Source organism: Streptomyces sp. NPDC007907 (assembly GCF_042959365.1).
Taxonomy (GTDB): domain Bacteria; phylum Actinomycetota; class Actinomycetes; order Streptomycetales; family Streptomycetaceae; genus Streptomyces; species Streptomyces indiaensis.
The window spans coordinates 995,934-1,018,009 of record NZ_JBIBKR010000003.1 but is presented as its reverse complement, the minus strand read 5'-3'; the positions used below and the strand labels follow the sequence as shown (position 1 = coordinate 1,018,009).

Sequence of the window (22,076 nt, the reverse complement as noted above, 5' to 3'; positions counted from 1 at the left end):
AGAACACCGGGCGCCGGGTCAGTTGACCACAGGCGCCGTCCGCGGCTCGGGAAGGCGCCGCCACTTCTCCCGGACGACCACCGCGCTCAGCCGCCAGCCGGCCTCCGTGCGCAGCGCCGCGAAGGCGTACCGGCCGCCGCACACGAAGTCGGGAGCGGGTCCGGCGGTGGCCATGGGGTTGACGTAGTCGGCCTGGACCTCGGCGGTGTCGCCGGTGTCCTGCTCCCAGATCCCGAATCGCACCCGGCGGTTGACGATCAGGTGCTGCCGCATCGGGAACAGCCGCAGACTCTCCGCGAGCCAGGCGGCGACCGCCCGGGCCTCTCCCTCGATGCCGCCGGCCGAGCGGTAGTCCGCCCGCCCCCGAGGAGCGAACAACTCCCGGTACGCCTCCCAGTCACCGTCGTCGACCGCCACCGCGTAGTCGGTGATCAGTCCGTCGACGGCCAGCCGGTCTCTCACGGTGGCCAGTTCCACGCGCTGCGTCATCGGCTCAGTGTTGGCCATGGCGGGGACCGGGCCAAGAGCCGTGCGTGAGGGATATTCGGTGGCCGCCGACGGGCCCGGGGGCCCAGCCTGTCCTTCGTGAACGACCGAAACGAACCGAAGTACCAGGTGAGGGCCCGCCACACGGAGTCCACGATCACCGTCTACCAGGCCTACCGCCCCGAGATCGGCGGCCCGGCAGCCCGCCAGGGCCGCTTCCCGTCCTCCTGGAAGCGGGAACGCATGACCTGGATCAAGCCCTCGTTCCTGTGGATGATGTACCGCTGCGGCTGGGGCACCAAGGAGGGCCAGGAGACCGTCCTCGCCATCGAGATCGACCGGGAGGGCTTCCTCTGGGCGCTGCGCCACGCCTGCCTGTCCCACCACGTCCCCGCCCTGCACGGCGAGCAGGCTGACTGGAAGCGGCGGTTGAGGCAGGCGCCCGCGCGGGTGCAGTGGGATCCGGAACGCGACCTGCGCCTCGATCCGCTGCCCCACCGGTCGCTCCAGCTCGGGCTCGCGGGGGAGGCCGCGGCGCGGTACGCGGACGAGTGGATCGTCGGGATCGAGGACGTCACACCGCTCGCCACGGAGATCCACGGGCTGGTGCGGGCGGGGCAACTGGAGTCGGCCGCGGGGCTGTTGCCCGAGGAGCGGCCCTTCGCCGTCGACGACGAGGTGCTGGCGCGGCTGCGCGCCTAGAGGGTGCGGTACGGGGAGGAAGAGGGACGGCGGGAACCGCTCAGGCCGCCTTGACGACGCCGCTGCGGAGCGCGGCGGCCCATTCGACGACGAGCATCTCGTACTCCGCGCGCTCCTCTGCCGACAGAGTGCCGCCCGTGCGCTGCCACAGCGCACGGATCTCCTCGTTGACCTCGGCAGCGGACCGCACGGAACCAGGGGTCACGAAATCGGGGGACATGCGGACAAGCCTAGGGGCAGCCACTGACAGCCCGCTACCGGACGGCTACCCCACGGCTATGCGGTTGGTCACGAGACCGGGGTCACAGGCCCGCGGATCAGCCCGCCGACTCGGCCGCGTGAGGGCTCAGGGCACCCATGCTGACCAGGGCGATGATGAGGATGCCGAGCGCGATGCGGTAGTAGACGAACGGCATGAAGCTCTTGGTCGAGATGAACTTCATGAACCAGGCGATCACCGCGTAGCCGACGACGAAGGCGATGATCGTCGCGAAGATCGTCGGCCCCCAGGAGACATGGCCGCCCTCCGTCGCGTCCTTCAGCTCGAACAGGCCCGAGGCGAGCACCGCGGGGATGGCGAGCAGGAAGGAGTAGCGGGCCGCGGCCTCGCGCTTGTAGCCCATGAACAGGCCGCCGCTGATGGTGGCGCCGGAGCGGGAGACGCCCGGGATGAGCGCCATGGCCTGGCAGACGCCGTAGATCAGGCCGTCCCGCACGCCCAGGTCCTCGAGGGCCTTGCGCTGCTTGGGGGCGCGGTGCTTGCCGCCGCTCTCGTCGCGGGCCGCGAGCCGGTCGGCGACGCCCAGGACGATGCCCATGACGATCAGCATCGTCGCGGTGATCCGCAGATCGCGGAACGGTCCCTCGATCTGGTCCTTCAGCGTCACGCCGAGCACACCGATCGGGATCGAGCCGACGATCACCAGCCAGCCCATCCGGGCGTCGGGGTCGCTGCGCAGCGACTTGTCGGTGAGCGAGCGCGCCCAGGCCGAGATGATCCGCCCGATGTCCTTGCGGAAGTAGATCAGCACGGCCGCCTCGGTGCCGATCTGTGTGATCGCCGTGAAGGCGGCGCCCGGGTCCTTCCAGTCCGCGAAGGCCGCCGTCAGCCGCAGGTGGGCGCTGGAGGAGACGGGGAGGAACTCGGTCAGCCCCTGGACGAGTCCGAGGATGAGTGATTCGAACCAAGACATGAGGTAGCGGAGTCCAAGTGCCGATCGTGGGACGGACGACGGGCGCACCGGGCCGCCGTTGCGATGAACGGGGGATCATGTGTGCCGAGGGGGAAGCGTAGCGCCCCCGGAAGACCGCTCGGACACAGGGGTTTGGAAGCCGCTCGCCACCTGCGGGGATCAGGCCGTGGCCGGTCCGGTCACCGTCCAGCCGGGCGCCTGGGGGCGGGCCGTGAGGTCCGCGTGGCGCACCTCGTCGCCGCAGGCGCGGCAGGTGACGGCCGGGGCGAGGGGCCGGCCGCAGGAGTGCTCCAGGACCATCGGGCGGTCGCCTCCGGGCCGCAGATGGCGGTCGCCCCACGCCATGAGGGTCATCAGCACCGGCTCCAGCTCCAGTCCCGCCGGGGTCGGCCGGTACTCGAAGCGCTGCGGGCGCTCGCTGTAGAGGTGCTTGGCCAGGATCCCGGCGTCGACGAGCCGGCGCAGCCGGGTGGCCAGGATGTCGCGCGGGGCGCCGATGTTGCGCACCAGCTGGTCGAACCGCCCGTTGCCCAGGCACACCTCCCGCAGGACGAGCAGGGAGTACTTCTCGCCGACGAGCGCGAGGGTGTCGGCGATGGAGCAGGGACGCGGTTCTTTGCGGGCGGCCATGGGGATCAGTCTAGAAGAGGGTTGGATTTTCCAACCCTGCGGGCTACGGTGAGTTCGGATTTCCTACTCACTGGTAGCCGTGGAGGCCCGCACATGCGTGACGCAGTGATCGTCGAAGCCGTACGCACCCCGATCGGCAAGGGCAAGCCGAACGGCGCCCTGGCACATGTCCATCCCGTGGAGCTCCTCGCCCACACCCTGCGCACCCTCGTCGAGCGGTCCGGGATCGACCCGGAGCTGATCGACGACGTCATCGGGGGCACCGTCGACCAGGTCGGCGAGCAGGCGATGAACACCACCCGTTACGCCGTGCTGTCCGCCGGATTCCCCGAGTCGGTGCCCGCGACCACCGTGGACCGCCAGTGCGGCTCCTCCCAGCAGGCCGTGCACTTCGCGGCGCAGGGAGTGCTGTCGGGTGCGTACGACATGGTCGTGGCCTGCGGTGTGGAGTCGATGAGCCGGGTGCCGATGTGGTCGAACGTCCTCGAGGGCAAGGACCCCTTCGGGCCCGGGGTCGCCGCGCGCTACCCGGAGGGGCTCGTCCCGCAGGGCATCAGTGCCGAACTGATCGCCGCCAAGTGGTCGATCGGCCGTGAGCGGATGGACGCCTTCGCCGTCTCCTCCCACCACAAGGCCGCCGACGCCTGGGAGAACGGGCTCTTCGACGCCGAGGTCGCGCCCTTGGAGGGCGTCACGCGCGACGAGTGCGTACGCCCGGGCAGCACCCCCGAGATCCTCGCCGGCCTCAAGCCCGCCTACCACGACCCCGGCTTCGCCGAGCGCTTCCCGCAGATCGAGTGGAACGTCACGCCGGGCAACGCCAGCCCGATCAACGACGGGGCCTCGGCGGTCCTCATCACGTCGAGCGAGACGGCGGCCCGGCTCGGCCTGCGTCCGCTCGCCCGGCTGCACAGCTTCGCCGTCACCGGCTCCGACCCGCTGCTGATGCTCACGGGCGTCATCCCGGCGACCGAGAAGGTGCTGCGCAGGGCCTCCCTGACCCTCGACGACATCGACCTGTTCGAGGTCAACGAGGCGTTCTCCAGTGTCGTACTTGCCTGGCAGCAGGAGACCGGCGCCGACCTCGCCCGGGTGAACGTGCACGGCGGGGCCATCGCGCTCGGGCATCCCCTCGGCGCGAGCGGCACCCGGCTGACGACGACGCTGGTGCACGCGATGCGGCAACGAGGCGCCCGCTACGCGCTCCAGACCATGTGCGAGGCGGGCGGACTCGCCAACGCCATGGTGCTGGAACGGATGTGAGCCGGGCGTGACAAGGCGTCAGAGGCGGCGCAGCTGGTGCCGCTTGCGCCAGGCCACCACGACGCCTCCCAGCGCGGGCAGGGCGATGCAGGCCATGGCGATCAGGAAGGCGGGGGAGGTCGGGGTGGAGGCCCGGGCGCCCGCGACGGCGTAGGCGGCGGTGTTCGGGATCGAGCCGAGGCCTGTGGCCAGCAGGAACGGCAGCAGGCCCATGCGGGAGACCGAGGCGCAGTAGTTCGCTGCCCAGAACGGCACACCCGGGAACAGCCGGACCATCAGCATCGACCGGAAGCCGTGCCGGCTGAGCTGGCCGTCCGCGGCCTTCAGCCAGCGCCCCCGCAGCAGCGGCCGCAGGGCGTCCTGGCCCAGCGCCCGGCCGAGGCAGAAGGCGATCCCGGCGCCGAGCACCGTGCCCGTCAGGGCCACGCCGAGGCCGAGCTGCGAACCGAACACGGCGCCGGCCGCGAGGTTCAGCAGCGGCCTCGGCACGAACACCACGGTGCACACGCCGTACGCCACCGTGAACACCAACGCGGCCGCCGCACCACTGAGCTGTGGGGGCCAGCCCTCCGTCAGCAGCCGCTGCGGCTCGAACAGGAGCACCCCGCACGCGCCCGCGGCGAGCAGTACGACGAGCAGGGACAGACGCGCATACGGGGAGAGCAGAACTCTGGTGCAGCGAGCGGCGAAACGGGTCGGTACGGCGGGCGGGACGGTCGTTGCCGGGGGAACGGCGACGGCGAGCTCCGCTGCGGTGGCCCGGGGAGAGGCCGTGGCGGTGCCCCCAGAGCGGGTGGTGGCATCGAGCATCCGGTGACACTAACCGACATATGTGTGTGATCGCCGTATGGTTCGTCTCACCGGCGTCACAGGACGCGGTCCGCGCGCCTGTGCGCAGGGCCGATGAAAACCATTCGACGTGCGGTGCTGCGTCGGCAATGATCGACGGCATGTTCCGGCACGCCTTCGCCCTCGCAGCATCCGTGGTCACGGATGCCCCGAAGGCTGCCGTCGTCGATCTCACGGCCGTCATGGACGGCGCCCGAAGCTGACCCTCTCCGGTTCGTCCGGCGGACCCCGCAAGGGGAGGGTCGGGCAGGTCCTCGGGGTCCCCCTTTCTTCTTCGCCGATCAGACGCTTCGAGGTACCGCCATGTCCAAAACGGCTTACGTCCGCACGAAACCACATCTCAACATCGGCACGATGGGTCATGTCGACCATGGCAAGACCACGTTGACGGCCGCCATCACCAAGGTCCTCGCCGACCGCGGCAGCGGCGCGTTCGTGCCGTTCGACCGGATCGACCGGGCGCCCGAGGAGGCGGCGCGCGGCATCACCATCAACATCGCGCACGTGGAGTACGAGACCGACACCCGGCACTACGCGCACGTCGACATGCCGGGCCACGCCGACTACGTCAAGAACATGGTCACCGGTGCCGCCCAGCTCGACGGGGCGATCCTCGTCGTCTCCGCGCTCGACGGGATCATGCCGCAGACGGCCGAACACGTCCTGCTCGCCCGTCAGGTGGGCGTCGACCACATCGTGGTCGCCCTCAACAAGGCCGACGCGGGGGACGAGGAGCTGACCGACCTGGTCGAGCTGGAGGTCCGTGACCTGCTCACCGCGCACGGCTACGGCGGTGACTCCGTACCCGTCGTACGGGTCTCCGGCCTGAAGGCCCTGGAGGGGGACCCGCGCTGGACCGCGTCGGTCGAGGCGCTGCTCGACGCGGTGGACACCTATGTGCCGATGCCGGAGCGGTACCTGGACGCGCCGTTCCTGCTGCCGGTGGAGAACGTGCTGACCATCACCGGGCGCGGGACCGTCGTGACCGGGGCGGTCGAGCGGGGCGTGGTGCGCGTCGGTGACCGGGTCGAGGTGCTCGGGGCCTCCGTCGAGACGGTGGTCACGGGGCTGGAGACCTTCGGCAAGCCGATGGAGGAGGCTCAGGCCGGGGACAACGTGGCGTTGCTTCTGCGGGGAGTGCCCCGGGACGCCGTGCGGCGGGGGCATGTGGTCGCGGCGCCGGGGAGTGTCGTGCCGAGTCGCCGGTTCACGGCGCAGGTGTATGTGCTGTCCGCGCGTGAGGGCGGGCGTACGACGGCGGTCTCCACCGGGTACCGGCCGCAGTTCTACATCCGTACGGCGGATGTGGTGGGGGTGGTCGACCTGGGTGACGTGGCGGTGGCTCGGCCCGGTGACACGGTCGTGATGACCGTGGAGCTGGGGCGGGACGTGCCGTTGGAGGCGGGGCTGGGATTCGCCGTCCGTGAGGGCGGGCGGACCGTCGGGGCGGGGACCGTGACCGTGGTGGGGTGAGGCCGAGGGGGACTGCGGGGCCGTTGTGGCTGGTCGCGCAGTCCCCCGCGCCCCCAAGGGGCGTTGCAGCACGGGCACAATGAGAAGGTGAATGAGCCTGTACCAGTCGCCCGCTCCGTCGATCACGGGTTTGCCAAGCTGATGCCCGACGTCGACAGGCAAAGGGCCTGGCTGCTGACCGTGGACGGGGCGCCGCAGTCCTACGTCGATCTGGACGAACCGGCGCATCTGGAGTTCGAGTACACCCGGCGGCTCGGGCACGTCCTGGACGTCGTGGCCGAGCCGGGGCGGGCGCTGGACGTGGTGCATCTCGGAGGTGGCGCGCTCACCCTGCCGCGGTACGTCGCCGTGACCCGGCCGGGCTCGCGGCAGGACGTCGTCGAGGCCGACCGGGGGCTGCTGGGGCTGGTGTCCGAGCATCTGCCGCTGCCGGAGGGCGCCGTCGTCGCCCTCCACACGGCCGACGCCCGGGCCTGGCTGGAGAACGCCCCCGCGGACTCGGCGGACGTTCTCCTCGCGGACGTCTTCAGCGGGTCGCGGGTGCCGGCCCACCTCACCTCCGTCGCGTACATCCGTGAGGTCGCGCGGGTGCTGCGGGGGAGCGGGGTCTACCTCGCCAACCTCCCCGACGCGGCGCCTTTCGCGTTCCTGCGGTCGCAACTCGCCACGCTGGCCACCGCCTTCGGCGAACTCGCGCTGATCGCCGAGCCGGGGGTGCTGCGGGGCCGCCGGTTCGGGAACGCGGTGCTCGTCGCCGGACACCAGCCGGTCGACGTCGCCGCCCTGATCCGCCTCACCGCCGCCGACGCCTTCCCCGCCCGGGTCGAACACGGCCCCGCCCTGCGGAAGTTCATCGGCGACGCCCGGGCGGTACGGGACGAGGACGCCGTCCCGTCGCCCGAACCCCCCGACGGGGCGTTCGGCATCGGCTGACACGCGCTCGGCCCACCCCGGGTGACCGCCGTGAACGGCTGGAGACGGGGGTACGGGACGCCTGCGAAGCGCCCCCAGCGGCCCCGGTGACCGAGCTCCCGTGACGGCCGCGGCCGCCAACGGTGCCTGCTGACAGGCCGGTCGTGCGGCCTCACGGCCCGCCGCTGAGCTGATCTCGATTGACGGCCCGCCCCTGGCGCAGGGGCGGGCCCGTTCCCTTTCCGGGTCAGCCGCCGGTCGGCTCGCCGTGCAGGCGGACCGTGCTGAGGATCTTCATGACGGTCTTCTCGGGCACCTCGCCCTTGACGCCCTTGGCGCCGAAGAAGCTCCACGCGACGAAGTCACCGGCGGAGTTCTTGAAGCCGAAGGTGACCGCCTTGCCGTCGCTCGCGCACTTGCCCTTGTCGGGTGTGTTCTCCGAGTGGGCCCAGGCGATGCTGCCCTTCACGCCCGAGGCGGTGGTGTAGGGCTCGGCCTTGTCGTCGGTCTTGACGCTCTTCTTGTCCGGCTGCGTGTAACCGCCGTACACCCACCAGGCCACCTGGTTCACGGCGACCTCGTCCGTGTCCTTGGCGCCGTCGGCTCCCTTGGTGCCCGCCCCGGCCAGGGACTCGGTCTCGGTCCTGCCGTCCTTGTCGTCGTCGCTCGTGCACCACTTCGACTTGTAGAACGCCGGCGCCGACATGGTGATCAGCGGCTTGCCGTCGTCGGACTTCTCGTCCTCGAAGAAGACGGACGAGGTCGGGGAGGCCACTTCCCAGTCGGCGGGGACGTCGAAGGCCGTGCCCCACTTGGGGTTGATGACGACCTTCCAGCCCTTGACCGTGGGCTGGTCCTCCTCGCCGCCGCGCGGATTGTCGCCGGTGGCGGAGGCGCTGGGCTCCTCGGCCGGCGCGCTCGACGCCGTCTTGTCGTTCTTGCCGCTCTTGCCGCCGTCGGCGGTGTCGTCCTTGTCGCCGCCCAGCACCAGGAAGCCGGTGACACCGGCCGCCACGACCACCGCCGTGGCGGCGATGATCGCGACCAGCTTGGTCCGGTTGCCGCCGCCACCGCCCTGCGGGGGCTGCGGCGCTCCGGCCGGTCCCGGGGCTCCCCACTGCGGCTGCTGTGCATAGGGGTTGGGCTGCTGCTGGTATCCCGGCTGCTGGTACGGATTCGGCTGCTGGTACCCCGGCTGCTGGTACGGGTTGTTCGCCTGCGGGTTCTGCTCGCCCCCGGGCTGCTGCTGTCCTGGCCACATGGGCAGTCACCCTAGCCGCGCCCCGGACACGATGCGGTCACCGCCCGTGGACACGGACGTGGCAACCCGGAGACGGCGCGGTGCGGACGGTGTGCGCGGATCGGTGCGTCGGCCGTCACACCGGCCTGGCCAGGCGTCTCTACTCGTGAGTAACATTCGGGCATGAGCGCAGACCAGATGTCCATCGGCGAGATGCTCGCCGCCACGGTGCCCATGGCCCGGACCCTGAACCTCGAGTTCCTGGAGACCTCGCCGGAGCGGGCGGTGGTGTCGCTGCCGGACCAGGGCGAGTACCACAACCACGTGGGCGGTCCGCACGCCGGCGCGATGTTCACGCTCGGCGAGTCCGCGAGCGGGGCGATCGTGCTGGCCGCGTTCGGCGATCAGCTCTCGCGCGCCGTGCCGCTCGCCGTCAGCGCCGAGATCTCCTACAAGAAGCTGGCGATGGGTGCCGTCACCGCCACGGCGACGCTGGGCCGCCCGGCCGCTGAGGTCGTCGCGCAGCTGGACGCCGGGGAGCGCCCCGAGTTCCCGGTGACCATCGCCATCCAGCGGGCCGACGGCGCCGTCACCGGCGAGATGACCGTCGTCTGGACCCTGCGGCCCAACGGCTGACGAAGAGGCCGTGCGTGCGGACCCCGGCCGGGTGCCGGGGGTCTCGCCCATCGGGCGGCCGTGTCCCGGTGGGCTTTCGCGGGTCACCGACCCGTCCCTGTGCCCGGGCTCCGGCCCCGCCGAGGGCTCCGTCGCGGCGGCCGACTGCCTCGTGCACGCGGGAGTCGTCCGCTACGACCTGATTGCCGACGGAGCGCACGGGGCCGACGGAGCCGACGGGGTAGACGGACCTCCGGGGCCGCCCGGGGCCGCCCGGGGCCGTCCGGGGCCGGCGGAGCCCGCGGGGGCGGCGGAGCCCGCGGGGCCGGCGGAGCCCGCGGGGACGGCTCCGGAGCCGGCACGCAGCCGGGCCCCGACGTCCTCGGTCGGGCGAAGGGCGGAGCGGCCGACACCGTCGCGGCGCCTCACTCCGCCGCGCGGTCGCCGTAGTGGCAGCTCGGGGTCGCCCATCAGGGCGGCCCCGTATGCACGGATCCCCGCGCTCCGCAAGGGCCGTCCGGGGGCGAGGCATGGCCGACAGGCGCCTGGCATCGAACCGGAACAAACTGGTACTCCTCCTGAGTCCGCCCGCAAACCCAGGGAGTCACCCATGCCCGAGGCCCCGCGCCGGGACAGCAGGACCGCACCGTCCGACGAGGAACTGCGCACGCTGGACGCCCACTGGCGGGCCGCCAACTACCTGGCGGCCGGTCAGATCTATCTGCTGGCGAACCCCCTGCTGACCGAGCCGCTGCAGCCCGAGCACATCAAGCCGCGGCTGCTGGGCCACTGGGGCACCTCACCCGGGCTGAACCTCGTCCACACCCACCTCAACCGGGTGATCAAGAACCGCGGGCTGGACGCCCTCTGCGTCTGGGGCCCGGGCCACGGCGGGCCGTCGGTCCTCGCCAACTCCTGGCTGGAGGGCAGCTACAGCGAGAAGTACCCGAACGCCTCCCGGGACGCGCGGGGCATGGAGCTGCTCATGCGGCAGTTCTCCTTCCCCGGCGGCGTGCCCAGCCACGTCGCCCCGGAGGTGCCCGGCTCCATCCACGAGGGCGGAGAACTCGGCTACTCCCTCGCCCACGCCTACGGTGCCGCCCTCGACAATCCGGATCTGCTCGTGGCCTGCGTGATCGGCGACGGGGAGGCGGAGACCGGGCCCCTCGCCGGTTCCTGGCACGCCAACAAGTTCCTCGATCCCGTCCACGACGGCGCCGTCCTGCCGATCCTGCACCTCAACGGCTACAAGATCGCCAACCCGACCGTGCTGTCCCGCCTCCCGCAGGAGGAACTGGACGCGCTGCTGCGCGGCTACGGCCACGAACCGCTCCACGTCGCCGGTGACGACCCGGCCACCGTCCACCGCGCGATGGCCGAGGCCATGGACACCGCACTGGACCGCATCGCCGCCGCACAGCACGCCGCCCGGGAGGAGGGCGCGACCGAGCGCCCGCGCTGGCCGGTGATCGTGCTGCGCACCCCGAAGGGCTGGACCGGCCCGGCCGAGGTCGATGGCGAACCGGTCGAGGGCACGTGGCGCGCCCACCAGGTGCCGCTGTCCGGCGTCCGCGACAACCCGGAGCACCTGCGGCAGCTGGAGTCCTGGCTGCGCTCGTACCGGCCGGAGGAGCTGTTCGACGCGGACGGCCGCCCGGTCGCGGACGTCCTCGCCTGCGTCCCCGAGGGCACCCGGCGCCTGGGCGCCACCCCGTACGCCAACGGCGGGCTGCTCGTCCGCGACCTGCCCGTTCCGTCGCTGGACGACTTCGCCGTGCCCGTCGACAAGCCCGGCACGACGCTGCACGAGCCGACCCGGGTCCTCGGTGACCTCCTCGCCCGGGTCATGCGCGACACCGCCGACCGCCGCGACTTCCGCCTGGTCGGCCCGGACGAGACCGCCTCCAACCGGCTCCAGGCCGTCTACACCGCCAGCGGCAAGACCTGGCAGGCCGAGACCCTGCCCGTGGACGAGCACCTGGAGCGGCACGGCCGGGTGATGGAGATCCTCTCCGAGCACCTCTGCCAGGGCTGGCTGGAGGGCTATCTGCTCACCGGGCGGCACGGGCTGTTCTCCTGCTACGAGGCGTTCGTGCACATCGTCGACTCCATGGTCAACCAGCACATCAAGTGGCTGCGCACCTCGCGCGGGCTGCCCTGGCGGGCCCCCATCGCCTCCCTCAACTACCTGCTCACCTCGCACGTGTGGCGGCAGGACCACAACGGCTTCTCCCACCAGGACCCCGGCTTCGTCGACCACGTCCTCAACAAGAGCCCCGAGGTCGTCCGGGTCTATCTCCCGCCGGACGCCAACACCCTGCTGTCGGTCGCGGACCACGCCCTGCGCAGCCGCGACTACGTCAACGTGATCGTGGCCGGCAAGCAGCCCTGCTTCGACTGGCTGTCGATGGACGAGGCCCGGGTGCACTGCGCGCGCGGCGCCGGCATCTGGGACTGGGCGGGCACCGAGGACGGCACCGAGCCCGACGTCGTGCTGGCCTGCGCCGGTGACGTCCCGACCCAGGAGACCCTGGCCGCCGCCCATCTGCTCCGCCGGCACCTGCCCGAGCTGTCCGTCCGGGTCGTCAACGTCGTCGACCTGGCCCGCCTGCTGCCCCAGGGGGAACACCCGCACGGCATGAGCGACTTCGAGTACGACGGCCTGTTCACCACCGACAAGCCGGTGATCTTCGCCTACCACGGCTATCCGTGGCTGATCCACCGGCTCGCCTACCGCCGCACCGGCCACAAGAACCTCCACGTGCGCGGCTACAAGGAGGCGGGGACCACGACCACGCCCTTCGACATGGTCGTCCGCAACGACCTCGACCGCTACCGGCTCGTCATGGACGTCATCGACCGCGTCCCCGGCCTCGCCGTCCGCGCCACGGCCGTACGCCAGCGGATGGCCGACGCCCGCACCCGCCACCACGCCTGGATCCGCGAGCACGGCACCGACCTGCCGGAGGTCGCCGAGTGGAGCTGGAACGCCTGAGCCCCGGGGGACGTCCTAGAAGCCGGTAGGCTTCCCGGGGTCGCAGGGAAGCTCAAGGAAAGGAACCGGCGTTGCACGTCCAGGAGTGGCTCGAAACCGTACCCGCGGTCGCCGTCTACGCGCTGGTCGGGCTGGTCATCGGCCTGGAAAGCCTGGGCATCCCGCTGCCGGGCGAGATCATCCTCGTCTCCTCGGCGCTGCTCGCCTCCCAGCACGGCGAGATCGACCCCGTCGTCCTCGGCGCCAGCGCCACGGCCGGCGCGATCATCGGCGACTCGATCGGCTACGCCATCGGCCGCAAGGGCGGGCGTCCCCTGCTGGCCTGGCTGGGCAACAAGTTCCCCAAGCACTTCAGCGAGGGCCACATCGCCACCGCCGAGCGCTCCTTCGAGAAGTGGGGCATGTGGGCCGTCTTCTTCGGCCGCTTCGTCGCCCTGCTCCGCATCTTCGCGGGCCCGCTCGCCGGTGTGCTGCGCATGCCGTACTGGAAGTTCCTCATCGCCAACGTCCTCGGCGGCATCGTCTGGGCGGGCGGCACGACCGCGGTCATCTACTACGTCGGCGTCGTCGCGGAGTCCTGGCTCAAGCGCTTCTCGTGGCTGGGCCTGGTGGCGGCGGTCCTGGTGGGCCTGACGTCCATGTTGGTGATCAAGCGCAAGGCGAAGAAGGCCAACCAGAACCTGGAAGCGACCGGGGCGCCGACTCCCTAGGGGCGCGGGGCTGTGTTCCCATGCGGCTCCGCCGCGTGGGCGCGACCAGCCCCCACGGCACCGCACCCGCCGATAACCCTACGCATGCACCTCACGATGGGCCTTCGCCAGCTCGGCGTACATCGTGCCGTTGAGGGTGACCCCCTGCCGCTCCTCCTCCGTCAGCTCCCGCCGCACCTTCGCGGGAACCCCTGCCACGAGTGACCCGGCCGGCACCACCATCCCCTGCGGCACCAGCGCCTGCGCCGCGACGAGCGAACCGGCCCCGATCACCGCGCCGTTCAGGACCGTCGCCCCCATCCCGATCAGGCAGTCGTCCTCGACCGTCGCCCCGTGCACCACGGCGTTGTGCCCGATGGACACGCGCTCTCCCACCGTCACGGGAAACCCGGGGTCGGCATGAAGTGTGCAGTTGTCCTGCACGTTGCTGCTCGCCCCGACGGAGATCGACTCGACGTCGCCGCGCACCACGGCCCCGTACCAGACGCTCGCGCCCGGCCCCAGCGTCACGCCCCCGATCACCGACGCCGTCGGCGCCACGAACGCCGACGCGTCGATCTCCGGCTCCCTGCCGCCGATCCCCGTGATCATCGCCCGCTGCGCCATGTCCGCCTCCAGGAACGTCGTAGACAACGCGCACACCGTACGCCACACGGTGGGGTGAAGATCACAGGCCTCCGACGCCGCGGCCGGGGCTACCGCTGAGTACCGTGAGCTCGTGCCGAAGCGCAAGAACACGTTCTCATCCTGGCGGCGGGGCCTCACCCAGCGGGCCGTCCACGCGGGCTGGGCCTGGGTGCAGCGCACGGGCTCGGTGACCGCCGAGCACCCCGGCCGCTACCGCTTCGGCGCCATGGGAACAGGTACCAGACTGGCCTTCCCGCTCGGCACGGTCTTCGGCGAACCCTGGATCCACGTCGGCTCCCACTGCATCATCGGCGAGCAGGTCACCCTCACCGCGGGGCTGATGCCCGACCTCGACCTCGGCCCGGACCCGATCCTGCGCATCGGCGACGGGGTCGTCCTGGGCCGCGGCAGCCACGTCATCGCGGACACCACCGTCACCATCGGCAGCGACTGCTACTTCGGTCCGTACGTCTACGTCACGTCCACGAACCACTCCTACGACGACCCGCACGAGCCGATCGGCAAGCAGTGGCCGCGGATGGAATCGGTGGAGATCGGGCCAGGCTGCTGGATCGGCACCGGAGCGGTCATCCTGCCGGGCGCGCGGATCGGACGGAACGTGGTGGTGGCCGCGGGCGCGGTCGTGCGGGGAACGGTGCCCGACCACGCCGTGGTGGCGGGCGCACCGGCGCGCGTCGTACGCCGCTGGACCCCCGCGGACGGCTGGCAGCCGCCCCTGCGCACACCGGCGCCGGTGCCCATACCGGAGGGCGTCACGCCCGAGCAGCTCCGGGCGCTGTCGGAGCTGGACGAGGAGACGGCGGCCCGGCTGGCCGCACTGGACGAGGAGACGGCGGCCGATCTCGCGCAGCTGGAGCCCGGTTCCTGAACCGCCCGGTTCAGCCCGACGCCAGCAGTACCGTCCCCACCAGGGCGAGCCCCGCTCCAGCGGCCTGGATCGCCCGCAGCCGTTCCCGCAGGACACCCCGCGCGGCCACGGCCGTCACCACCGGGTACAGGGAGGCCAGCACGGCCGCGACCGTCACCGGACCGTGCTGGGCGGCGATCGAGTAGGTGCCGTTCGCGGCGACGTCCGCGAGTCCGACGAAGGCCAGGGCGGGCAGCGAACGCCAGGGGAAGCCGTCCGCCGGCAGCGCGGGCGACCCGCGCCGCACCGAGACGCAGAGGGCCAGTCCGCCTGCGGCGACGTTCGTGACCCGCTGGACGAACAGCGCGAGGAACAGACCGGTCAGCGTCGTCGACGCCTCGGCGATCAGCGCCATCACCGCGCCGAAGCCGAACGCCGCGAGCAGGGTCAGGGCGATGGCCTGGCGCTGGACGGGGGCGCCGCGGAACTGGGGGCCTCCGGCGAGGCACACCCCGGCGACCGCCACGAGAATGCCGAGGAACTGCAGCAGGCCGGGCCGCTCGCCCAGCACCAGCCCCACCCCGACCGGCACGGCCACGCCGAGCGACCCCAGCGGCGAGACCACGCCCATCGGGCCGAGCGCGAGCGCCTTGTAGAAGGCGAGCATCGCCACCGGTCCGACCAGCCCGGCCGCCACGGCGAACCACAGCTGCGGCCCCGCCTCGCTCCAGCCGCCGGTCGCCACCACGACCGCGCCGAGCACCACCACCGCGATCGACTGCGAGACCACGACCACCGTGAGCGCGGGCGTGCGCCGGGTCAGCAGACCGCCGCCGAAGTCGGCCAGTCCCCACAACAGGCTGGTGGCCAGGGCGAAGAGCGCTGTCATGGGACGGATACCTCGCAGTACAGTTCAGTGAACGATCAGGTGAACCACACCATAGTGCAGCCCGCTGTACTGTGTCATACAGAATATTGGACGGAATGTGTCGGACCTCGACCTGCTGACCCAGTCCCTGGCGCGGAGCGTCAAGCACTGGCGCGCGGTACGCGGCTTCACCCTGGACGTGCTCGCCGCCCGGGCGGGTGTCAGCCGCGGCATGCTCATCCAGATCGAGCAGGCCCGCACCAACCCCAGCCTCGGCACCGTCGTGAAGATCGGCGACGCGCTCGGCGTCAGCATCACCACCCTGCTCGACTACGAGCAGGGCCCGAACGTCCGCATCGTCCCGGCCGAGCAGGCCGTACGGCTGTGGCACACCGACGCCGGCAGCTACAACCGGCTGCTCGCGGGCACCGAGGCGCCCGGCCCGCTGGAGATGTGGGACTGGCGGCTCATGCCCGGCGAGAGCAGCCCGTCGGACCCGCACCCCGCCGGCACGACCGAACTGCTCCACGTCACGGCGGGCGAACTGACCCTCACCGTCGACGGCGTCGAGCACCGCGTGCCCGCGGGTGCCAGCGTCCACTTCGAGGCGAACGTCCCGCACACCTACGGCAACACCGGCGACGCTCCCATGGAGATGGTCATGGCCGTCTCGGTGCCGCCCGTGACCTGAGCGGCCCGGTCCCGCACCGGCCCGCTGTTGTTAGCGTGCGGCCATGCGCGCACCCATCGGACACTTCGACGACGCCCGCCCGGCCCCCGCCTGCCTCGACGAACTCACCGCCCCGGTCGCCGACGCCGTACGCAACTGGCGGGGCAGCGTCCCGGCGGAGCAGATCGTCTACGTCGACACCGACCCAGAGTGGGCCGACACCGCCACCTTCGTGGAGCACTACGGGCAGGACCTGCTGGAGCGGTCCGCGAACTGTGTGGTGGTCTCCGGCAAACGGGGCGGCGAGTCCACGCTCGCCGCATGCCTCGTGCTGTCCACCACCCGGGTCGACGTGAACGGTGTCGTACGCCGCAGGCTCGGCGCCCGCAAGGCCTCCTTCGCCTCCATGGACACGGCGACCGGCGAGACCGGCATGGAGTACGGCGGCATCACCCCGCTCGGGCTGCCGGACGGCTGGCCGTTGCTGGTGGACGCGGCCGTCGTCGACCTGCCGTACGTGCTCGTCGGCAGCGGCCGCCGGCGCGGCAAGCTGCTGGTCCCGGGCAAGGCCTTCGCTGAACTGCCCGGTGCCGTGGTGCTGGAGGGCCTCGGGGTCTCCTGACACGACGCCACGGCGAGCCGGCCTGCGGTGGATCCGGCGGCAGCTTCTGTCTCTGCCGGTCTACGCCGCCATGTGGTGGGCCAGCGGCAGATGGGGGTCGCTCTCGCCCGGGGCCGGCTCCGGGTCCGCGTGCACCAGGGCCGCGGTCAGGCGCGGTACCGCGTGCAGCAGCGCGTGCTCGGCGTCCACGGCGATGCGGTGGGCCTCGCGCACCGTCACGTCGCCGTCCACCACGACCGCCACCTCGGCGCGCAGCCGGTGACCGATCCAGCGCAGCCGCAGTTCGCCCACCCCGCGCACCCCGGGCACCTCGGTCAGCGCCCGCTCGGCCCGGTCCACCAGGGCCGGATCGACGGCGTCCATCACCCGGCGGAACACCTCCCGGGCCGCGTCCCGCAGCACCAGGGCGATGGCCGCCGTGATCGCCAGTCCGACGATCGGGTCCGCGAGTTCCCACCCCAGGGCCGAGCCGCCGGCGCCCAGCAGCACCGCCAGTGAGGTGAAGCCGTCGGTGCGGGCGTGCAGGCCGTCGGCGACCAGTGCGGCCGAGCCGATCGAGCGGCCGACGCGGATGCGGTAGCGGGCCACCCATTCGTTCCCGGCGAAGCCGACGAGCGCGGCCACGGCCACCGCCGGGACGTGCTGCACCGGGCGCGGATCCAGCAGCCGGTCCACAGCCGTCCAGCCCGCGAAGGCGGCGGACGCGGCGATGGTCAGCACGATCACGAGACCGGCCAGATCCTCGGCCCGGCCGTAGCCGTAGGTGAAACGGCGCGTGGCCGCGCGCCGGCCCAGCACGAAGGCGATCCCGAGCGGGACGGCGGTCAGCGCGTCCGCGGTGTTGTGCACGGTGTCCCCGAGCAGCGCCACCGACCCCGACACGGCCACGACGACCGCCTGCGCCAGTGCCGTCACGCCGAGCACGGCGAGTGAGACCCACAGCGCCCGCATACCGCGGGACGAGGACTCGAGGGCGGAGTCGACCTTGTCGGCCGACTCGTGGGAGTGCGGCGTGAGGAGGTGGCCCACCCGATGACGCAGGCCATGGCGGTGCCCGTGGCCGTGCTCGTGCTCGTGTCCGTGGCCGTGCCCGTGATCCTTCCCATGCCCATGCCCATGCCCATGCCCGTGGCCGTGTCCGTGCTCGGGCGGGTGGGAGTGGGTGTGCTCGTGCCGGTCGTTCACGTGGATCCCCTTCCGGTGCGCGCGGGAGTGGACGTACCCGTGCCCTGGCGCCATTATGTGCGTATGAGCGCACGCATGCACCTGTCATCTGCGCACGATGCGCATCCGCGCAGCCCGGGCGAGGAGCAGTTCGCGCTCGCCGCGGAACTCCTCGCCCTGCTGGGGGACCGGACCCGGCTCGCCCTGCTGCACGCGCTGACCGGGGGAGAGGCCGACGTCACGACCCTCACGGAGGCGTGCGGGGCGGCCCGGCCAGCCGTCAGCCAGCACCTGGCGCGACTGCGTCTGGCGGGCCTGGTGAACACGCGCAAGGAGGGCCGCCGGGTGATCTACTCACTGCGCGACGGCCATCTGCGCCGCCTGGTCGACGAGGCGCTGAACGTGGCCGACCACCGCCTCAGCGACCGCCCCCTGCACGACTGACAACGGCTCGCACACCGGCGCCGCAGTCCCGGCGCGCCGCTCGCTCAGTAGCGTGTTGCCGTCCCCAGGTACCGCTCGGCGAAGGCGGCGGCCGCGAGGGGCGAGGTGAACAGACGGCGCATCCGGGCGAGCGCGGTCCCCGCACGGAACGGGTCGCCCGCCGCCGTGCCGTGGAACACCTCGGACAGCCACTGCGAGAACTCCTGGTAGTCCCACACCCGCCGCAGACACGCCTCCGCGTAGCCGCCGAGGCCGCTGTCGTCGCCGGTGGTCAGCCGGTCCACCAGGGCGTCGCCGAGCAGGAAGGCGTCGTGCAGGGCGAGATTCATGCCCTTGGCCGCGATGGGGGCGACCAGATGGGCCGCGTCTCCGGCGAGATGGAGCCGGCCGTGCACCATCGGCTCGACCACGTAGTCGTGCATGTCCAGCACGCGCTTCTCGATCAGCCGCCCCTCGGCCGGCGGCGGCACGCCCACCGCCCCGAGCCGCTGCCGGAGCTCCGACCAGACGCGCTCGTGCGGCCAGTTGTCCGGGTCGTCGCCCGGCGGGCACTGGAGGTAGTAGCGGGTCACCTCCGGGCTGCGGGGCATCTGGCCGGCGAACCCGCGCGGGTGGCAGCCGAACAGTACGCAGTCGGAGGACGGCGGCGCCTCGGCGAGCAGGGCCAGCCAGCCGATCCCGTAGTCGTGCCGCGCGATCCGGACCCGCTCGGGAGGGAGCGCGGCCCGGGTCGCTCCGCGTGCCCCGTCGCACCCGGCGACGAAGTCGCAGTGCACGACCCGGTGTTCACCCGTCTCGGCGCAGGTGTACGACACCGACGGCCGGTCGCTGTCGATGTCGTGCAGCTCCACGTCCCGGACGCCGAAGCGGATCTCGCCGCCTCGGACGTCGGCGTACTCGCGCACCAGGTCCGTCACGAGCAACGGTTGCGGGTAGACGAAGTGGTGACTGTCCGTCAGCTCACCGTAGGGGAACCGGTAGCGCTCCCCGTCGAAGCGGAACTCGCACGCGGTGTGCAGTTCCGCGCGGTCCAGGAGGTTCCGGGCGAGGCCCCGCTTCTCCAGGCCGCGTACGGCCCATTCCTCGATGACTCCGGCGCGGGGCCGCTGTTCGATGAACGCGCGGCTCTCCGCCTCCAGCACCAGACAGTCCACGGATGCGGCCCGCAGGATGTTGCCGACGGTCAGACCGGCCGGACCGGCGCCCACGACGACGACCGGGAAGCGTTGCGGGGCGCCGGAGTCGAGAGGCGGGGAGGGGCGCATGCGCACATTATGAAGGCCGGTCTCAAAACCGCGGGATCTCGATGGCCGGGCAGCGGTCCATCACCATCTCCAGGCCCGCCGCACGGGTCCGGTCGTACGCCGCCTCGTCGATCACGCCGAGCTGGAACCAGACGGCCTGCGCGCCCTTGGCGACCGCCTCGTCCGCGACGGCACCGGCGAGGTCGCTGTTCACGAACACGTCCACGACGTCCACGTCGAAGGGGATGTCCGCCAGGCTCGCGTAACCCTTCTCCCCGTGCACCGTCTCCGCCTTCGGGTGCACCGGCACGACACGCTTGCCGAAACGCTGGAGCACGGCGGCGACGCCGTACGCCGCGCGCTGCTGGTTCGACGACAGGCCCACCACGGCCCAGGTGTCGCCGAGCTCGGTGAGAATCCTGCGGACCGTTGCCTCGTCGCCGTACACCGGCGGCCTCCTCGTACGTCGTGGACGAACTGCTCTCCCTTTTCAACGGCGGCGGGTGCGGGGGGATTCCCCACAAGGCGGGTGCGCGGGGAATCCCCCGGACGGGCCCCGAGACGGCTTGCCGGGGCCAGTCGCACCCATGTGCGCGGGTCAGGGAATCCGGTGCGAATCGGGAACTGACGCGCAGCGGTGAGGGGGACGGGCGGGGCCTCGGCCACCGAGGCTGGTCCGATCGCGCCATGATGGCCGGAAAAGGTCGGTCCTGCCTGCGCAGGCCCGGCCACCCGCCTACGCTCGCCTCGTGCTGCGCATCATCGACGCCCGAACCCGTGAGCCGGTCGCCGCCGCTCCGGCCCGCCGGGGCCTGACCCGCGTCCAGGTGCACGCGTCGGACTCCGACACGACCAACCTGCGGGTGCTGCTCGTCGGCGACCTGCTCGTGCGGACCCTGGAACTCGGCGGCACACCGGTGTGGGCCCTGCTGACCGGCGGCACCCGTCAGGCGGAGTTGCGCGCGTACGCCACGACGCTCGGCGTCCGCCCCTTCGAGGACAGCCCCGACGTCGGTGCCGGCCTGGGCGAGTCCCAGGTCGTCCACGTCGCCGCCGAGGGCGGGACGGCACCCGACGGGGTGCGGATCGCCGTCGCGCCCGTGGAGTCGGGCCCGCCGGGCCCCTCCGACCCCGCCGTCCTGCGTCTCGCCCTGCTCACCCGGCACCACAGCGCCCCCCTCCGTCTGGAGACGCCCGCACTCGACGACGCCCGCGCCACCCTCGCCCGCTGGCGCACCGCGGTCGCCCGCTGGGCGGGCCGGCCCTCGCGGCCGGTCCCCGACGGCGTACGGGAGCGGCTGCGCGAGGCCTGGGAGGACGACCTGGACGTGCCCGGGGTGCTGGACGTCCTGCGGCAGGTGGAGACCGAGCCGGACCTCGCGGACGGCGCCCGCTTCGAGACGTACGCCTACGCGGACCGGCTCCTGGCCCTCGACCTCACGCGCGACCTGGGATCCTCGTCATGATCGAACGCGCCGGAGCCGGCCCGCTGCGCCGCCTGGTCCTGCTGCGGCACGCCAAGTCCGCCTGGCCCCTGGACGTCGCCGACCACGAGCGCCCCCTCGCCCCGCGCGGCCGGCGGGACGCCCCCGCCGCCGGGCGAGCCCTGGCCGACGCCGACCTCCTGCCGGACCTCGCCCTGTGCTCCACCGCGGTCCGCGCACGCCTGACCTGGGACCTGGCCGCCGCGCAGTGGGGCACGCCCCCTCCGGTCCGGCACGACCGGCGGCTGTACGCCGCCGGGCCGTCGGGCCTGCTGGCCGTCGTGCACGAGGTGCCCGCCGAGGTGGAGACGCTGCTGCTGATCGGGCACAACCCCGGACTGGAGGACCTCGTCCTGGCCCTCGCCGGGGACGGCCTCGACGACACCCTGGAGCAGGTCCGCACGAAGTTCCCGACCTCCGCGATCGCCGTCCTGTCCTGGCGCGGCACGACCTGGCGGGCGCTCGCCCCCGGCACCGCGCTCCTCACGTCCGTGACCGTGCCCCGGGGCCCCAGGCACTAGCCCGGACCGTGGGGCCCGAAGCCACGGCCCCGACCCAGCAGCCGGGTCCCGGCATGCGGCCTTTACGGTGATGTGTGCCCGGTGCGCGCTGCGCCCACGTCCCGCGGCGGGTAGGCGTCTGCGTCGAACGGCCTTGCCGATCCAGGAGGAGAGCAGCCATGCACGCAGTGATCCGGCGGTACGAAGGAGTGACCGACCCGGCCGAGGCGGGACGCCGGGTGGACGAGGAGTTCCTGCCGATCGTCCGCCAGGTCCCGGGGTTCGTGGCCTACTACTGGGTCGACGCCGGCGGCGGGGTGATGGTGTCGACCGGTGTCTTCCAGGATCGCTCCGGAGCCGAGGAGTCGACCCGCAGAGCCGGGGACTTCGTGCGGGACCGGCTCGCCGAACTGCTGCCCAACGCGCCCCAGGTCACGGCCGGTGAGGTCGTGGCCCACTCGTAGCGCCGGGCCGCCTGGCCTCGGGGGGGCGGAGCACCCCACCGGGGCGCTTCCGG

25 protein-coding genes are annotated in these 22,076 nt (G+C 72.4%); 14 read left to right on the top strand and 11 right to left on the bottom strand.

Annotation, left to right across the window (positions count from 1 at the left end):
- Positions 1-18: 18 nt before the first annotated feature.
- The gene (locus ACFZDI_RS16110) at positions 19-489 is read right to left on the bottom strand and encodes a nuclear transport factor 2 family protein (RefSeq protein WP_234848730.1); all 471 of its coding nucleotides are present in this window, start codon (positions 487-489) and stop codon (positions 19-21) included.
- Positions 490-585: 96 nt separating this feature from the next.
- Here ACFZDI_RS16110 and ACFZDI_RS16105 point away from each other — a divergent pair, with 96 nt between their 5' ends.
- Entirely contained in the window at positions 586-1,188 is a 603-nt protein-coding gene (locus ACFZDI_RS16105; RefSeq protein WP_391250997.1) for a DUF4291 family protein, read from the top strand.
- Positions 1,189-1,228: 40 nt separating this feature from the next.
- On the opposite strand, the gene ACFZDI_RS16100 is transcribed toward ACFZDI_RS16105, so the two are convergent.
- From ACFZDI_RS16100 to ACFZDI_RS16090, 3 genes are all read right to left on the bottom strand, one after another.
- Positions 1,229-1,408 (bottom strand): hypothetical protein, encoded by a 180-nt coding sequence (locus ACFZDI_RS16100; RefSeq protein ID WP_234848732.1) that lies wholly within the window; start codon positions 1,406-1,408, stop codon positions 1,229-1,231.
- Between the two features lie 97 nt (positions 1,409-1,505).
- The gene (locus ACFZDI_RS16095) at positions 1,506-2,381 is read right to left on the bottom strand and encodes an undecaprenyl-diphosphate phosphatase (RefSeq protein ID WP_234848733.1); all 876 of its coding nucleotides are present in this window, start codon (positions 2,379-2,381) and stop codon (positions 1,506-1,508) included.
- A 159-nt stretch (positions 2,382-2,540) separates the two neighbouring features.
- Positions 2,541-3,011 (bottom strand): winged helix-turn-helix transcriptional regulator, encoded by a 471-nt coding sequence (locus ACFZDI_RS16090; protein WP_391250994.1) that lies wholly within the window; start codon positions 3,009-3,011, stop codon positions 2,541-2,543.
- A 93-nt stretch (positions 3,012-3,104) separates the two neighbouring features.
- Between ACFZDI_RS16090 and ACFZDI_RS16085 the strand changes: the two genes are divergently transcribed.
- Positions 3,105-4,274 carry a thiolase family protein gene (locus ACFZDI_RS16085; RefSeq protein WP_234848735.1) on the top strand — a complete coding sequence of 390 codons (1,170 nt, stop codon included), beginning with the start codon at positions 3,105-3,107 and terminating at the stop codon, positions 4,272-4,274.
- Positions 4,275-4,292: 18 nt separating this feature from the next.
- Here ACFZDI_RS16085 and ACFZDI_RS16080 read toward each other — a convergent pair whose 3' ends face one another.
- The gene (locus ACFZDI_RS16080) at positions 4,293-5,084 is read right to left on the bottom strand and encodes a VTT domain-containing protein (RefSeq protein ID WP_391250992.1); all 792 of its coding nucleotides are present in this window, start codon (positions 5,082-5,084) and stop codon (positions 4,293-4,295) included.
- Positions 5,085-5,426: 342 nt separating this feature from the next.
- On the opposite strand from ACFZDI_RS16080, the gene tuf reads away from it, so the two are divergent.
- Both tuf and ACFZDI_RS16070 read left to right on the top strand, forming a co-directional pair.
- On the top strand, positions 5,427-6,596 hold the full coding sequence (gene tuf, locus ACFZDI_RS16075; RefSeq protein ID WP_391250990.1) for an elongation factor Tu: 1,170 nt from the start codon (positions 5,427-5,429) through the stop codon (positions 6,594-6,596).
- 87 nt (positions 6,597-6,683) lie between these two features.
- Positions 6,684-7,529 carry a fused MFS/spermidine synthase gene (locus ACFZDI_RS16070; protein ID WP_391250988.1) on the top strand — a complete coding sequence of 282 codons (846 nt, stop codon included), beginning with the start codon at positions 6,684-6,686 and terminating at the stop codon, positions 7,527-7,529.
- 226 nt (positions 7,530-7,755) lie between these two features.
- On the opposite strand, the gene ACFZDI_RS16065 is transcribed toward ACFZDI_RS16070, so the two are convergent.
- Positions 7,756-8,769 carry a hypothetical protein gene (locus tag ACFZDI_RS16065; RefSeq protein WP_391250986.1) on the bottom strand — a complete coding sequence of 338 codons (1,014 nt, stop codon included), beginning with the start codon at positions 8,767-8,769 and terminating at the stop codon, positions 7,756-7,758.
- Between the two features lie 177 nt (positions 8,770-8,946).
- On the opposite strand from ACFZDI_RS16065, the gene ACFZDI_RS16060 reads away from it, so the two are divergent.
- The 3 genes from ACFZDI_RS16060 (at position 8,947) to ACFZDI_RS16050 (ending at position 13,068) form a co-directional block, all read left to right on the top strand.
- Positions 8,947-9,384, top strand: a complete 438-nt coding sequence (locus ACFZDI_RS16060; protein WP_030835708.1) for a DUF4442 domain-containing protein — start codon at positions 8,947-8,949, stop codon at positions 9,382-9,384.
- Between the two features lie 589 nt (positions 9,385-9,973).
- On the top strand, positions 9,974-12,358 hold the full coding sequence (locus ACFZDI_RS16055) for a phosphoketolase (RefSeq protein ID WP_234749289.1): 2,385 nt from the start codon (positions 9,974-9,976) through the stop codon (positions 12,356-12,358).
- A gap of 71 nt (positions 12,359-12,429) precedes the next feature.
- Positions 12,430-13,068 (top strand): VTT domain-containing protein, encoded by a 639-nt coding sequence (locus ACFZDI_RS16050; RefSeq protein WP_391250983.1) that lies wholly within the window; start codon positions 12,430-12,432, stop codon positions 13,066-13,068.
- A 78-nt stretch (positions 13,069-13,146) separates the two neighbouring features.
- On the opposite strand, the gene ACFZDI_RS16045 is transcribed toward ACFZDI_RS16050, so the two are convergent.
- Complete coding sequence (locus ACFZDI_RS16045; protein WP_361114240.1) at positions 13,147-13,674, bottom strand: gamma carbonic anhydrase family protein; 528 nt, start codon at positions 13,672-13,674, stop codon at positions 13,147-13,149.
- Positions 13,675-13,786: 112 nt separating this feature from the next.
- Between ACFZDI_RS16045 and ACFZDI_RS16040 the strand changes: the two genes are divergently transcribed.
- Entirely contained in the window at positions 13,787-14,584 is a 798-nt protein-coding gene (locus tag ACFZDI_RS16040) for a DapH/DapD/GlmU-related protein (RefSeq protein WP_391250981.1), read from the top strand.
- A gap of 10 nt (positions 14,585-14,594) precedes the next feature.
- Here ACFZDI_RS16040 and ACFZDI_RS16035 read toward each other — a convergent pair whose 3' ends face one another.
- The gene (locus ACFZDI_RS16035) at positions 14,595-15,452 is read right to left on the bottom strand and encodes a DMT family transporter (protein WP_234749295.1); all 858 of its coding nucleotides are present in this window, start codon (positions 15,450-15,452) and stop codon (positions 14,595-14,597) included.
- A gap of 97 nt (positions 15,453-15,549) precedes the next feature.
- Between ACFZDI_RS16035 and ACFZDI_RS16030 the strand changes: the two genes are divergently transcribed.
- The gene (locus ACFZDI_RS16030) at positions 15,550-16,122 is read left to right on the top strand and encodes an XRE family transcriptional regulator (protein WP_104781916.1); all 573 of its coding nucleotides are present in this window, start codon (positions 15,550-15,552) and stop codon (positions 16,120-16,122) included.
- Between the two features lie 43 nt (positions 16,123-16,165).
- Positions 16,166-16,723 (top strand): YbaK/EbsC family protein, encoded by a 558-nt coding sequence (locus ACFZDI_RS16025; protein WP_391250978.1) that lies wholly within the window; start codon positions 16,166-16,168, stop codon positions 16,721-16,723.
- A gap of 60 nt (positions 16,724-16,783) precedes the next feature.
- Here ACFZDI_RS16025 and ACFZDI_RS16020 read toward each other — a convergent pair whose 3' ends face one another.
- A complete protein-coding gene (locus ACFZDI_RS16020; RefSeq protein WP_391250976.1) occupies positions 16,784-17,908 on the bottom strand; it encodes a cation diffusion facilitator family transporter in 1,125 nt (374 codons plus the stop codon).
- A 63-nt stretch (positions 17,909-17,971) separates the two neighbouring features.
- On the opposite strand from ACFZDI_RS16020, the gene ACFZDI_RS16015 reads away from it, so the two are divergent.
- Positions 17,972-18,331: a metalloregulator ArsR/SmtB family transcription factor gene (locus ACFZDI_RS16015; protein ID WP_391250974.1), complete on the top strand. Its 360-nt coding sequence runs from the start codon at positions 17,972-17,974 to the stop codon at positions 18,329-18,331.
- Between the two features lie 44 nt (positions 18,332-18,375).
- On the opposite strand, the gene ACFZDI_RS16010 is transcribed toward ACFZDI_RS16015, so the two are convergent.
- On the bottom strand, positions 18,376-19,596 hold the full coding sequence (locus ACFZDI_RS16010) for a 4-hydroxybenzoate 3-monooxygenase (RefSeq protein WP_391250972.1): 1,221 nt from the start codon (positions 19,594-19,596) through the stop codon (positions 18,376-18,378).
- A gap of 22 nt (positions 19,597-19,618) precedes the next feature.
- Positions 19,619-20,023, bottom strand: coding sequence for a CoA-binding protein (locus ACFZDI_RS16005; protein WP_391250970.1), 405 nt, complete (start codon positions 20,021-20,023; stop codon positions 19,619-19,621).
- Positions 20,024-20,324: 301 nt separating this feature from the next.
- Between ACFZDI_RS16005 and ACFZDI_RS16000 the strand changes: the two genes are divergently transcribed.
- The 3 genes from ACFZDI_RS16000 to ACFZDI_RS15990 all read left to right on the top strand — a co-directional run bounded on the left by ACFZDI_RS16000 (position 20,325) and on the right by ACFZDI_RS15990 (position 22,023).
- Complete coding sequence (locus ACFZDI_RS16000; RefSeq protein ID WP_234749308.1) at positions 20,325-21,041, top strand: hypothetical protein; 717 nt, start codon at positions 20,325-20,327, stop codon at positions 21,039-21,041.
- Entirely contained in the window at positions 21,038-21,580 is a 543-nt protein-coding gene (locus ACFZDI_RS15995; RefSeq protein ID WP_234749310.1) for a histidine phosphatase family protein, read from the top strand. The genes ACFZDI_RS16000 and ACFZDI_RS15995 overlap by 4 nt, the downstream gene beginning before the upstream one ends.
- Before the next feature lie 158 nt (positions 21,581-21,738).
- The gene (locus ACFZDI_RS15990; RefSeq protein WP_234749312.1) at positions 21,739-22,023 is read left to right on the top strand and encodes a hypothetical protein; all 285 of its coding nucleotides are present in this window, start codon (positions 21,739-21,741) and stop codon (positions 22,021-22,023) included.
- Positions 22,024-22,076: the final 53 nt, after the last annotated feature.